The sequence below is a fragment of the Serratia sp. SM04 genome (assembly GCF_040280225.1).
Classification (GTDB): domain Bacteria; phylum Pseudomonadota; class Gammaproteobacteria; order Enterobacterales; family Enterobacteriaceae; genus Serratia; species Serratia sarumanii.
On sequence record NZ_JBEOQT010000001.1, the window covers coordinates 46718 to 59484 of the forward strand.

Sequence of the window (12767 nt, forward strand, 5' to 3'; positions counted from 1 at the left end):
CGCATTCGCCGCGGCCGGATCTCTTGCCTGATCCGCCGTGGCGCTGAAAGAGGATATAACGATGAAAAAGAATCTGCTGTCACTCTGCCTGTCGCTGGCGCTGACCGTCGGCGCGCCTTTGGCGGCCAACGCCGACACGCCGGCCAACGTTTCCGTCGCGCCGGCCATCAGCGCTGCCACGCTGCAAAGCCTGCCGTGGCAGCCGCTGCAGCCGCCGGTGTCGCAAGAGGTGAAGCTCGACGCCGTCAGCCCGCAGCTCAATCAGGGCGAAATTCAGGGGGCGATCGCCGCCTATACGCTGCCGGCCGATCGCGGTTCGCTGGAAGTGACGCTGAGCAGCCTCGCCAAAAACAATTCGCTGTATGCGCCGAGCGTGCTGGTGCTGGATGAGCATCTGCGCCCGGCGGCGTATTACCCGAGCAGCTATTTCCCGTATCAGCCGCCGGGGGCGATGTCCTCCGATCGCCTCGAAGGCACGCTGAAACTGACGCCGGCGCTCGGTCAAAAACAGATTTACCTGCTGGTGTACACCACCCGCCAGGACTTGGCGAAAACCACGCAGCTGACCAACCCGGCCAAGGCCTACGCGCAGGGCGTGGGCAACGCGGTGCCGGATATCCCGGATCCGATCGCCGGCCACGCGACGACCGGCACGCTGAAGCTTAAGGTGACCGCGGAACAGGGCACCGGCAACGTGATGATCGGCATGCTGCAGCCTGCGCCGACCGTGGCGCCGGTGGTGGTGGGCTCGACCGCACCGGCCGCCGTGGCGGCGCCTGCGCCTGCGCCGGAGAAACCGGCGGAGCCGATGCTCAACGATACCGAAAGCTACTTCAATAACGGCATCAAGCAGGCGGTGAAGGCGGGCGATATCGACAAGGCGCTGAAGCTGATGAATGAGGCCGAGAAACTGGGCTCAAGCACCGCGCGTAAAACGTTTATCAGCAGCGTTAAAGGCAAGGGGTAACACCCGGCGCTGCCGATGCTGGCTCGATGATTGGTGCGCTTTGGCGCACCTTTTTTCATCCGCGGGCCAGCGTTGCGCCGATCAACGCCAGCAGACGGGCGTTGTCCACCTGTTGCATGACGCGCACCGGCTTGCCCTGCGGCGCCGGCATGCCGACCGTCAGGCGCAGGCTGTCCGGCCGCCAGCGGCGTGAGCTGCCGCGCGTCAACGCCCCTTCCAGCGCCACATCCACATGAAACATCTCGGTGGTGACCAGCTGCGGCGCCAGCAGCCAGGCGATCACCAGCGCATCATGGATCCAGCAGCCCGGCAGGTGCCGCGTATGGCGCGAATAGTCGATCCACGGCTGCGTCGTGGCGCGCAAATAGCGGCACAGCGGGGTATCCGGCTGGGTCAACGCGGCCAGATCCGCCTGGGTCAGCATGGTCTGAGTGGTGACATCCAGCGGCGCCAGCGTGATAGCGGCGCCGCTGTTCAACACCAGCCGCGCCGCTTCCGGATCCAGGCCGAAATTGGTGTCCTTGATATATCCCTCAACGTTGAACACGCCGCCCATGATCACGATCTCTTTCACCGCCTGCGCCATCTGCGGGTAAAGCTGCATGGCGTGCGCAACGTTGGTCAACGGGCCGATCGCCGCCAGCGTGATCTCGCCGGGATGCCGGCAGATCAGTTCGCCGATGGCGATGGCGGCGTCCGGCGCGGGCGCGTTGGCCAGCGAGGGCGCGGGCAGGTCACGCCACAGCGCCGCCAGCTTAGGATCGGCGATCGGGCGGTCCAGGTGTGCGCGCCACGGCTCCGGCGGTTCGCTCAGGGCGCGCGCCGCGCCGAGGGCGACCGGCACCTGATAACCGCTCCGCGCCAGCAGATCGCTGGCGACGGCGAAGCCCACTTCGCGCGGGGTGTTGCCGGCCACGATGCTGATCAACTCCAGCTGCAGCTGCGGTTTGGCCGCCAGCGCCAGGGCCAGCGCCAGGCCGTCGTCGACGTTAGCGCCGGGAACGCCGTTGCCGGGATCGCAATCAATGATTAAACGCATATAAGGTGTCCTGAAAAACCGCTAACAGCCGCACGAACGGCGGATGCGCAGTTGAAAAGCGAATTCATGCAGCTCGGCGGGCGCGGCGCCGGCGGCCAGCATGGCGATGGCCCGCTTGGCCATGGCGTCGATCGGCTGCTCGACCGCGCTGAGCGGCGGCACGCTGAATTCGGATTGTTGCGTGCCGTTAAAACAGATCAGCGCCAGATCGTCCGGCGCGCGCAGCCCATGCTCCGCCAGCGCCGACAGGCAGCCGAGCGCCTGCTGCTCGTTGGAGGTGAAAACGGCGCGCGGGCGCGGGCCTTGCACCAGGCGCTGGGTGGCCTGGTAACCGCCCTGGCGGGTATAGGGCGCTTCGAAAATCCACGCGTCGCGTGGCGCGATGCCCGCCTCCAGCAGCGCATCGCGCCAGCCGTTCAGGCGATCCTGCGCGTTGAGCATGGTCAGCGGACCGATAAAAATGCCGATGTCGCGATAGCCGTGCTGCAGCAGATGGCGGGTCGCCTGGCAAGCGGCGTCGCGCTCGTCGACGCGGATGGCGCAAACGCCGGCCTGGCTGTCGATGGTGTCTATCATCACGCAGGGGGTGCCGGAAGCGCGGATCAGATCGAACCACGGGTGGCGATCGACGCTGGTGTACAGCAGGCCATCGACCTGGCGGCGCAGCAGGTTGTTGATAAGCTCATACTCGCGCTGACGATCGTCGCCGGCATCGCCCAGCAGCAGCACGCGGCCGCGGCTGAAGGCTTCCTGCTGCAGCGCCCGCGCCAGAGTGGCGAAGAACGGGTTGGAAATATCCGGCACCACCAGCCCGTAGGTTTGCGTGCTGCCGGAGGCCAGCGCCCGCGCGATGTCGTTCGGCCGGTAGCCGGTCTGCTCGATCGCCGCCAGCACGCGCAGCCGGGTGGCTTCCGCCACCGGGCGCGGGCCGTTGTTGATCACGTAGCTGACCACGGCGACGGAGGTGCCCGCTACGCGGGCCACGTCGGCGCGGGTAACGCGTCGCGCGGAGTGATTATCCAAATTGAGATCCTGTTCGCCTTCTCGCTACGCGGCATCCTGCGGCAGGTTGAGATCGCGGCCGCGGGTTTCGGGAGCAAAGAAGGTGGTGATTAAGCCGATGCCCGCCATTACAACAAAATAGGCGGCGACAGGCCACCAGTGACCGAAGCCGGAGAGCAGCGCGGTGGCGATCAGCGGCGCGGTGCCGCCGGAGAGGATCGAGCCGAGCTCCTTGGCGAACGCCATCTTGGAGTAGCGGTTCTTCACGCCGAACAGTTCGACGCCGTAGGCCGCCTGCACGCCGAAGATCCCCAGCGATGCGATGCACATGCCGACCACGATCACCGAGATGACGATCGCCGGTTCACGGCTGTCGAGCAGCCAGAACGCCGGGAAGGCGTACAGCACCAGCAGCAGGCAGAACCAGCGGTAGGTGACGCGGCGGCCGAAGCGATCGGACAGCCAGCCGGCCAGCGGGATCACCAGAAAACCGCACAGCGAGGCGATCAGCACCGCCAGCGCCGGCACCGATTTATCGACCATCAGCACCTTGGCGACGTAGCCGACGATAAAGCCCTGGCACAGATAGGAGGGGCCGTTTTCGCCGATGCGCAGGCCGAGCATCACCCAGAACGCTTTGGTGCGCTGCAGGTAGCTGCGTGAGTCCGGCGCGGCCTGAGCGGCGTCCAGCATGCGCTGGTGGTTTTGTTGCAGCTCGCGCTCGAACACCGGCGTTTCGCGCACGTGACGGCGCAGGTACAGCGCCACCCCGGCGATCAGAATGCTGGCGAGGAACGGAATGCGCCAGCCCCAGCTCATCAGATCTTCCTTGTCGAGTTGCAGCACCAGCAGCCATACCAGCGACGCCAGCAGGGTGCCGCTGTTGGAGCCGATGGCGATGATCGAGGCCACCAGCCCGCGCCGCTTGGCCGGCGCGTATTCCGCCAGCATCACCGCGCCGCCGGACAGCTCCGCGCCGGCGCCGAACCCCTGCGCGAAGCGCAGGATCACCAGGCAGGTGGGCGCCCAGACGCCGATTTGCGCATAGGACGGGATCAGGCCGATCAGCGTGGTGGAAATGCCCATCAGCGCCACGGTGGTGATCAGCACTACGCGGCGGCCTTTGCGATCGCCGATCCAGCCGAACACCAGCGCGCCGATCGGCCGCGCGACGAAACCGACTGAGTAGGTGGCGAAGCTGGCCAGCAGAGCGACCAGCGGCGTGGCCTCGGGGAAGAACACATCGCCGAACACCATGCCGGCCGCCAGGCCGTACAGCGCGAAGTCGACGTATTCCATGGCGGTGCCGAGCCAGCAGGAGAAGGTGGCGCGCCAAAATTGGCTGCGCCCCTCTTTGGTTGCCAGGCGTTCATCGGCCGCCAGCGCGGCGTCGGCGGTCTGTGGAGTGGCAAGCGTTGTTTCGCTCATGACGGTGCTATCCTCTTTTGTTCTGCGCCTGGAGGGGCGCGGTTAAAGATGGTTTCCCTGGTGCCGGCAACAAAGGTGTGCCGACAAATGATGTCGGACGCATGGCGATTCAACGCTGCGGTGTCAGAGTATCTACGCGCGTAGATAAAACAACGCGACAAAGATGAAACTTTGCAGGCGATCACAGAATCGTCATCGTGCCGGGGAACGAAGATAGAGAATACGGATGGCAAAAAGATGACAGAACCCCGGTTTTTCCGGCCGATAGGCCTGCCGTTTTCGCCACGAATCAGCCTGCCGCTTTCGCATTTCTGCGCTACAATGGGGGCCTGTTAACAGTTTGTATCGTCTGGCGCGCCGTACCGGCCGCGGTTCAGGCGAGGAGTAAAGCAATGTCTGGCATCAGGGATTCCATCCTGCCGCCGCTGGAGTGGTTGTCCGAACAGGATCCTCCGGCGCCCGCCGCCGTCAGCGACTGGCTGATGGAGTTAGGCTCCATGACCCGCCGATTTGAACGCCATTGCGCCCAGGTGCGCGTCGAACCGCAGCGCGAATGCTTCGTCACGCGCGAGGCGCTGGGCGACGAGGCGAACCACCTGCCCGACAGCCCGCGCTATTGGCTGCGCGAAGTGGTGCTGCTGGGCGACAACCAGCCCTGGCTGCTGGGGCGCACGGTGATCCCGGAAAATACGCTGACCGGCCCCGACCAGGCGCTGGTGGATCTGGGCACGCTGCCGCTGGGGCGCTACCTGTTCAGCAGCGGCGAGCTGACCCGCGACTATATCCATATCGGCCGACAGGATGCGCTGTGGGCGCGTCGTTCACGGCTGCGGCTGGCGGGCAAACCGCTGTTGCTGACCGAACTGTTTTTACCGGCTTCACCGCTGTATTCAGCGGTTCCTGCATAAAAGAGGAGAGCAAGACCTTGGAGGGAAGCGTGACTCAAAGTAAATGGCGGGCTTACAGCCATTTGATGCGCATTGATAAACCGATCGGCACGCTGTTGCTGCTGTGGCCGACGCTGTGGGCGCTGTGGCTGGCCGGGAAAGGCGTGCCGCCGCTGTCGATTTTGCTGGTGTTCGTGCTCGGCGTGTTCCTGATGCGCGCCGCCGGCTGCGTGGTGAATGACTACGCCGATCGCGCGGTGGACGGCTACGTGAAACGCACCGCCGGGCGGCCGATGCCGAGCGGCCGGGTGAGCGCGAAAGAGGCCAAGGTGCTGTTCGTGGTGCTGGTGCTGGTCTCGTTCTGCCTGGTGTTGACGCTCAATGCGATGACCATTTGGCTGTCGCTGGCGGCGCTGGCGCTGGCCTGGGCGTACCCGTTCATGAAGCGGGTGACCAACCTGCCGCAGTTCGTGCTGGGCGCCGCGTTCGGCTGGGGCATTCCGATGGGCTATGCGGCGGTCAGCGAATCGCTGCCGCTCAGCTGCTGGCTGCTGCTGCTGGCCAACATCTGCTGGACGGTGGCCTACGACACGCTGTATGCGATGGTCGACCGCGACGATGACCTGAAGATCGGCATCAAATCCACCGCTATCCTGTTCGGCCGTTATGACAAGCTGATCGTCGGGCTGCTGCAGTTTGCGACGCTGCTGCTGCTGGTGTGGGTCGGTTATCTGGCGCAGCTCGGCGGGGCGTTTTACTGGTCACTGCTGCTGGCGGGCGCGCTGTTCATTCACCAGCAGAAACAGATCGCCGGCCGCGAGCGCGAGGCCTGCTTCAAGGCCTTCCTGCAGAACAACTATGTGGGGCTGGTGGTGTTCATCGGTATCGCGCTGAGCTATCTGCCGACGTAACGCTTCCCTTCCGCAAGAAAAAAGGCACCCCGAGGGTGCCTTTTGTGTTTCCGCGCCGGGCGAAATCACTCGTCTTTCTCTTCTTCCGCATCGGATTGCTGCAGGGCGTTGGTTTCTTCCGGCATGTTGACGCTTTCGATGGTCAGCTTGATCTCCGGCGTGATCAGATCGCTCAGCATGTTGTACACCTCGAGGGTGTGCTCGCGGATCGCATCGCCGCTGTCGTTGATATAGCCTTCTTCGCGCAGCGTTGCCACCAGGGTGGAGAACACCGCCTTGTCGAAGAATTCCGGCGCGTTGATGCCGTGCAGCACCGACAGACGCTGCGCCATGATGCGGCTCTCTTTCTCCAGCGCGCCGCGGTTGATGCTCGGGTTGGCGCTGAGGATCGACATGGTGATGGCGTAGCGTTGCAGGGTTTCGCGCACCCCGGCGGCCAGCAGCTGCAGCGGGCGAATGCGCGCCGGGTTCAGCACCAGCTCGTCGCCTTTGTCGCAGATCAGCTGTTGACGGATCAGCTCGTCGATCACCGGCCGCAGCACCTCCGGCAGCTGTTCCTTGTCGTTATGCAGGAACAGCTCGGCTTTCAGCATCGGATAGATCATGCCGATTTGGCGCAGCAGCTCGGCGCGCGATACCCGGCGGTGATGCATCACGATGCTGGCGATCAGCGACGGCAGCACCAGCAGGTGGTGGATGTTGTTGCGGTAATAGGTCATCAGCACCGCCTGCTCGCGCGGCAGGATGATGATGTCGCCGATGCTGTCCTTCTCCACCTCGAACTTGTTCATGTTCAGCGCGTGATCCAGCAGCTCGTCCGGCGTTTGCGTCGGCACGGTGACGTCACGCGCGTAAGGCGCGTTGCGCATCAGCTGCAGGTAGCACTCGAGCTGTTCGATCAGCTGCTCGCGGGTCAGCGAACGCTGACGCGAGGCCAGCAGCGCGGTGGAACACAGGTTCATGGCGTTGGCCGCGGCGGCGTTGTTGATGCGCACCATGATCTGGCCGGCCAGATCGTTGACCGTCGGCGTCAGCCAGCTTGGGCGCTGGGCTTCGATCGGATCGATCGACTCGCGCCACTGCGGCACGTTCTGGTTGAGGTAAGCCGTCAACGGCAGCGGTTCGCCGAAGTTGACGTAACCCTGGCCCAGGTTGCGCAGCTTGCGCAGGCCGCGCAGCATCTGCGGCAGGCTCTCTTTTTCCTTGGTGGCGCCGCGCAGCTCTTTGGCATAGGTACCCACTTCCATCACGTGCTCGTAACCGATGTAAATCGGCACCAGCGTGATCGGACGGGTGCCGCCGCGCAGCATCGCCTGGATGGTCATCGACAGGGTGCCGGTCTTCGGCTCCAGCAGGCGCCCGGTGCGGGAACGGCCGCCTTCCACGAAGTATTCCACCGAGTAACCGCGGGTGAACAGCTCGCCGAGGTATTCGCGGAACACCGTCGAGTACAGCTTGTTGCCCTTGAAGGTGCGGCGGATGAAGAACGCGCCCAGGCGACGGAAGATCGGGCCGGCCGGCCAGAAGTTGAGGTTGATGCCGGCGGCGATGTGTGGCGGCACCAGGCCCTGGTGATACAGCACGTAGGACAGCAGCAGATAGTCCATGTGGCTGCGGTGGCAGGGCACGTAGACGATCTCGTGGCCGTCCTGCGCCAGCTGGCGCACGCGCTCGGCGTTGGTGACGTTGATGCCCTGATACAGCCGGTTCCAGGTCCAGCTCAGCACGCGGTCGGACAGGCGCACGGTTTCGTAGGAGAAATCGGCGGCGATCTCTTCCATCAGCGCGATGGCGTTTTGCTGGGCCTTCTCGTGTGAGATCTTCTTGCTGCGGGCCTCGTCCTCGACCGCTTTTTCGATCGCTTTGGACGCCAACAGCTTGTTAAACAGATCCTGACGGGCCGGCAGGCTCGGGCCCACGGCGGCCAGGCGCTGACGCGAAAAGTGCATGCGCGCCACGCGCGCCAGTTTCTGCGCGATGGTTTTATCCGTTCCGTGTTCGGTGGCCATGCGGCGCAGCGAAACGGTGTTGGAGAAACGCACGAAGCTGTCGCGGCCGAGCCACAGCACGGCGAAGAATTTCTGCACGCCGTTCAACAGACGCAGGTGCGGCGTACCGTGGCCTTCGCGGCCCGGCGAGCGGCCGAACATCACCGAAACCGGCAGCATCTGAATGTCGAGATCCGGATTGCTGCGATGCAGATCCAGATAGTCGTGGAACAGCTTTACCGACTCTTCTTTCGGGGTGTAATAGCGGAACACGCGCGGGCCGTCGTGAATGAACACGTAGCTCGGCAGCACGGTGCCGTCGATCTCCAGCGAGTTGAGCGGATCGGGCAGATCCTGCGCCAGGCACTGGGTGCGCAGCGTCAGCAAATCCGCCTTGGAATTGTAAGGTAAAACATACAAAATCGGCCGTGAGGGATCCAACCCTAGCTCGGTAACCGGATCTGAAGGGATGACCTTACTTCTTACCAACAATTTAAGTGGTAAATTCAATATTTTATAATAAATTTTACGCCAACCTGACATAACAACGTGAAGCCTCTTGTTAGCAATGCGCCGCAAGCATACCAGAAACCGGGTAGCAGATCTGTGGTGTTCGAAAACCGAGAGCCGTCAGCGCGGACTGTTCTAGACTCTTTTTATTATGACCGACCTCTGAGAAAGGCACGAAAACATGGCAAACCAAGCAACCGGCCTGACCCGCATCATCAAGGCCGCCGGCTATTCCTATAAAGGGCTTTCCGCCGCCTGGCAACACGAAGCGGCGTTCCGCCAGGAACTGGTGGTCACCCTCCTGGCTATCATACTGGCTGTCTGGCTGGATGTGGGTGCGATAGCGCGCATTTTATTGATCGGATCGGTAGCGCTGGTGATGATTGTCGAGATCCTGAACAGCGCGATCGAGGCGGTGGTGGATCGCATCGGCAGCGAACATCACGAGCTGTCCGGCCGGGCCAAGGACATGGGATCGGCGGCGGTGTCGCTGGCGATCGTGCTGGCTCTGTTCGTTTGGGGCACGGTCTTATGGCAGCACTTCGGCTGACGAAAAGCGCCTACTGACTGATTTTTATTTAATCTTCGGTTCCCAATCCGCGCTTACCTGTATATACTCACAGCAAGACTGTATAAACAAACAGGGGGCGGAATGAAAGCACTAACTACCAGACAGCAAGAGGTCTACGACCTGATTCGCGAGCACATTTCGCAAACGGGCATGCCGCCAACGCGTGCCGAGATCGCGATGCGTCTGGGGTTCCGTTCGCCTAACGCCGCCGAAGAACACCTGAAGGCGCTGGCACGCAAAGGCGTGATCGAAATCGTCTCCGGTGCTTCGCGCGGTATCCGCCTGCTGATGGAAGAAGAAGAGGGGCTGCCGCTGATCGGCCGCGTCGCCGCCGGCGAGCCGCTGCTGGCGCAGCAGCACATCGAAGGGCACTACCAGGTGGATCCTTCCCTGTTTAAACCGAGCGCCGATTTCCTGCTGCGGGTGAACGGCATGTCGATGCGCGACATCGGCATTCTGGATGGCGATCTGCTGGCGGTACACAAAACGCAAGACGTGCGCAATGGCCAGGTCGTGGTGGCGCGCATCGAAGACGAAGTGACGGTCAAGCGCCTGAAAAAGCACGGCAACGTGGTTGAACTGCTGCCAGAGAACAACGAATTCCAACCGATCGTGGTCGATCTGCGTCAGCAGAATTTCACTATCGAAGGGCTGGCGGTCGGCGTGATCCGCAACGGCGACTGGATTTAATCGTCGCACCCTCAGTGCCGCCTCCTGTATCAATCGCCCCTGTTCTGGGGCGTTTTTGTTTCTGACCTTGCCATTCGCCACCGCTACGGGAACGTCTCATCATGCGCTTGATTTCCGCCTTTACCAGCGACACCGATAAAGCTCTGTGGCGCCTGGCCCTGCCGATGATTTTCTCCAATATTACCGTGCCGCTGCTCGGGCTGGTGGACACCGCGGTGATCGGCCACCTCGACAGCCCGATCTATCTGGGGGGCGTCGCGATCGGCGCGGTGGCGACCAGCTTCCTGTTCATGCTGCTGTTGTTCCTGCGCATGAGCACCACCGGCCTGGCGGCGCAGGCGCTGGGGGCACAGAACCCGCAGGCGCTGGCGCGCGCCTTTATGCAACCGCTGCTGTTGGCGCTGCTGGCCGGAGCGGCGATCGTCCTGCTGCGTTATCCGCTGATCGAACTGGCGCTGCGGATCGTCGGTGGCGATGGCGAAGTGCTGGAACAGGCGCGGCGTTTTCTTGAGATCCGCTGGCTCAGCGCCCCGGCGGCGCTGGCCAATCTGGTGCTGCTGGGCTGGCTGCTCGGCGTGCAGTACGTGCGGGCGCCGGTGATCCTGCTGATCGTCGGCAACCTGCTGAATATCGTACTGGATATCTGGCTGGTGATGGGCCTGGGCTGGAACGTGCGAGGGGCGGCGGCGGCCACCGCCATCGCCGAATACGCCACGCTGTTGCTCGGCCTGTGGCTGGCGTGGCGGGTGATGCGCCTGCGCGGTATTACCCTGCCGATGCTGCGCCAGGCCTGGCGCGGCGATCTGCGTCGCCTGCTGGCGCTCAACCGCGACATCATGCTGCGTTCACTGTTGCTGCAACTGTGCTTTGCGTCGCTGACCATTTTCGGCGCTCGCCTGGGGAGCGAGGTGGTGGCGGTCAATGCGGTATTGATGAATCTGCTGACGTTCACCGCCTATGCACTCGACGGCTTCGCTTATGCGGTGGAGGCCCATTCAGGCCACGCCTACGGCGCCCGGGACGATAGCCAACTGCGTAAGGTGTGGCACGCGGCCTGCAGGCAGGCGGGGCTGGTCGCGTTGGCCTTCGGCCTGGCGTATGCCGTTACCGGCCAGCAGATCGTGGCGGCGTTGACCTCCTTGCCGGAGCTGCGTGCGTTGGCCGCCCATTATTTACCGTGGCAGGTCATTCTGCCGCTGGTCGGGGTGTGGTGCTATTTGCTGGACGGCATGTTTATCGGCGCCACGCGCGGCGCCGAGATGCGTAACAGCATGGCGGTGGCTGCGGCAGGGTATGGTCTGACGCTGTTCAGCGTGCCACTGCTTGGTAACCACGGGCTTTGGCTGGCGCTGGCGGTGTTTCTGACGTTGCGCGGCGTGGCGTTGGGCTGGATTTGGCACCGCCACCAGGTGCGCGGCAGCTGGTTTACCGCACATTAACCCGGGCGTTCTGTTGGGGTAATAATTAGTTTTTCTTATGTTTTTTGTCATGTTTGCTTACATGTTTTCAGCCTGGTCCCGTTCGCGTTAGTTTGTTGTTTACTGGCGTTTTTTGTTTTTATTTTGTCAGTTAATGGTTTTTTATTCTGTGTTTTGGCTTTTTTATTTCCACGTTTAACTAGAATGAATCATGTGGCTGGTACATGAAGGGGAACGGTGCTCCTTAAGGTGAAGGGAGCATCAGCCAGAAAAATTTCTGGTTAACCCCGGCCGGCGACAGGGATCACTGATTCACCACAGGTTAACGGAGAGACTATGAATAAAGATCAAGCCGACGGTAACTGGAAGCAGCTGAAAGGCAAAGTGAAGGAAAAATGGGGCAAGCTGACCGATGACGATCTGACGGTCATCGAAGGGAAACGCGAACAGCTGGTCGGCAAAATCCAGGAGCGCTACGGTTACCAGAAAGAGGCGGCCGAGAAAGAGGTGAAGGCCTGGGAAGAACACACCAAGCACCGCTGGTAATTTGCAGGGCCGCCATTGAAGGCGGCTTGCCCAGCGCAGGCCGGCGTCGCTCTCATCCTCTGGCGCCCCGGCCGCAGGTACAGGGAGGTACCTGACTTCGTCTTACTTCTTCTTGATGGCGATGCTGTGATCGTGTTCGGCGCAGTCATGCTTGCTGTCGCACGCCTCAACCTCCACGCAGCCGGCGCACAGACCGTGCGCTTCCACCACGCTGTGCCGCAGCGCAAATCCGGCTTCCTGCGCCAGCTTCTGCAGCGTTTCCTCTACGCCTTCGGTGGTGCGTTCGGTCACCTGGCCGCAGCGATCGCAGATAAACAGTGCGGACGTGTGCATCGGCTGTTCAAAATGGTGGCACAGCACGTAGCTGTTGGCGGATTCCACTCTATGGATAAACCCTTGCTCCAGCAGAAAATCCAGCGCGCGATAGACCGTCGGCGGCTTGGCCTGCGGTTCGGCGACGCGCAGCAGATCGAGCAGGTCATAAGCGCTGATTGCACCGGGTTGCTGAGTCATCAGACGCAGCACTTCCAGCCGCTGCGGCGTCAATCGCACATTGCGTTGCTGGCAGAGGCGTTCCGCCTGCGCCAGCAGCTTTTCCTGGGTGGTTGAGTTCATCGCAAATATCCCGGTACGTAAAAAAGCCGATTTTACCATGATTACGGCGAATCGCCGAGAGTTGCCCCCTTTTCCCCTGAGGATTGCGCAGGGAAAGGCGCGCAGAGTGCGCTAAAAGAGAGATGCATCACAACTTTTCCCCGCCGCAGGGCGACAAATCAACATTGCCGGTTTTAGCGCTGGAGAGCGGCGGGC

12 protein-coding genes are annotated in these 12767 nt (G+C 62.6%); 7 read left to right on the forward strand and 5 right to left on the reverse strand.

The window, feature by feature from the left end; all coding sequences use genetic code 11:
* Positions 1-61 precede the first annotated feature (61 nt).
* Positions 62-967 (forward strand): maltose operon protein MalM, encoded by a 906-nt coding sequence (gene malM / locus ABTW55_RS00175; protein WP_033654720.1) that lies wholly within the window; start codon positions 62-64, stop codon positions 965-967.
* A 55-nt stretch (positions 968-1022) separates the two neighbouring features.
* Here malM and ABTW55_RS00180 read toward each other — a convergent pair whose 3' ends face one another.
* Genes ABTW55_RS00180 through ABTW55_RS00190 form a run of 3 tightly spaced genes read right to left on the reverse strand, consistent with a single transcriptional unit; the run spans position 1023 to position 4436 of the window.
* Complete coding sequence (locus ABTW55_RS00180; protein WP_060423782.1) at positions 1023-2006, reverse strand: nucleoside hydrolase; 984 nt, start codon at positions 2004-2006, stop codon at positions 1023-1025.
* Positions 2007-2027: 21 nt separating this feature from the next.
* Positions 2028-3029, reverse strand: a complete 1002-nt coding sequence (locus tag ABTW55_RS00185; RefSeq protein WP_033649706.1) for a LacI family DNA-binding transcriptional regulator — start codon at positions 3027-3029, stop codon at positions 2028-2030.
* A 24-nt stretch (positions 3030-3053) separates the two neighbouring features.
* Positions 3054-4436 (reverse strand): MFS transporter, encoded by a 1383-nt coding sequence (locus tag ABTW55_RS00190; protein WP_033654718.1) that lies wholly within the window; start codon positions 4434-4436, stop codon positions 3054-3056.
* A gap of 392 nt (positions 4437-4828) precedes the next feature.
* Between ABTW55_RS00190 and ubiC the strand changes: the two genes are divergently transcribed.
* Complete coding sequence (ubiC, locus tag ABTW55_RS00195; RefSeq protein WP_060423780.1) at positions 4829-5344, forward strand: chorismate lyase; 516 nt, start codon at positions 4829-4831, stop codon at positions 5342-5344.
* A 17-nt stretch (positions 5345-5361) separates the two neighbouring features.
* Positions 5362-6234: a 4-hydroxybenzoate octaprenyltransferase gene (gene ubiA, locus ABTW55_RS00200; protein WP_033654716.1), complete on the forward strand. Its 873-nt coding sequence runs from the start codon at positions 5362-5364 to the stop codon at positions 6232-6234.
* Between the two features lie 65 nt (positions 6235-6299).
* Here ubiA and plsB read toward each other — a convergent pair whose 3' ends face one another.
* The gene (gene plsB, locus ABTW55_RS00205) at positions 6300-8765 is read right to left on the reverse strand and encodes a glycerol-3-phosphate 1-O-acyltransferase PlsB (protein ID WP_060423777.1); all 2466 of its coding nucleotides are present in this window, start codon (positions 8763-8765) and stop codon (positions 6300-6302) included.
* A 148-nt stretch (positions 8766-8913) separates the two neighbouring features.
* On the opposite strand from plsB, the gene ABTW55_RS00210 reads away from it, so the two are divergent.
* The 4 genes from ABTW55_RS00210 (at position 8914) to ABTW55_RS00225 (ending at position 11957) form a co-directional block, all read left to right on the forward strand.
* Positions 8914-9282, forward strand: coding sequence for a diacylglycerol kinase (locus ABTW55_RS00210; protein WP_015379225.1), 369 nt, complete (start codon positions 8914-8916; stop codon positions 9280-9282).
* A gap of 102 nt (positions 9283-9384) precedes the next feature.
* Entirely contained in the window at positions 9385-9993 is a 609-nt protein-coding gene (lexA, locus tag ABTW55_RS00215) for a transcriptional repressor LexA (RefSeq protein ID WP_004936736.1), read from the forward strand.
* A 101-nt stretch (positions 9994-10094) separates the two neighbouring features.
* Positions 10095-11432, forward strand: a complete 1338-nt coding sequence (gene dinF / locus ABTW55_RS00220) for an MATE family efflux transporter DinF (protein ID WP_033636205.1) — start codon at positions 10095-10097, stop codon at positions 11430-11432.
* Between the two features lie 315 nt (positions 11433-11747).
* The gene (locus tag ABTW55_RS00225; RefSeq protein ID WP_033636203.1) at positions 11748-11957 is read left to right on the forward strand and encodes a CsbD family protein; all 210 of its coding nucleotides are present in this window, start codon (positions 11748-11750) and stop codon (positions 11955-11957) included.
* 102 nt (positions 11958-12059) lie between these two features.
* Here ABTW55_RS00225 and zur read toward each other — a convergent pair whose 3' ends face one another.
* Positions 12060-12572, reverse strand: coding sequence for a zinc uptake transcriptional repressor Zur (zur, locus tag ABTW55_RS00230; protein WP_015379223.1), 513 nt, complete (start codon positions 12570-12572; stop codon positions 12060-12062).
* Between the last annotated feature and the right edge of the window lie 195 nt (positions 12573-12767).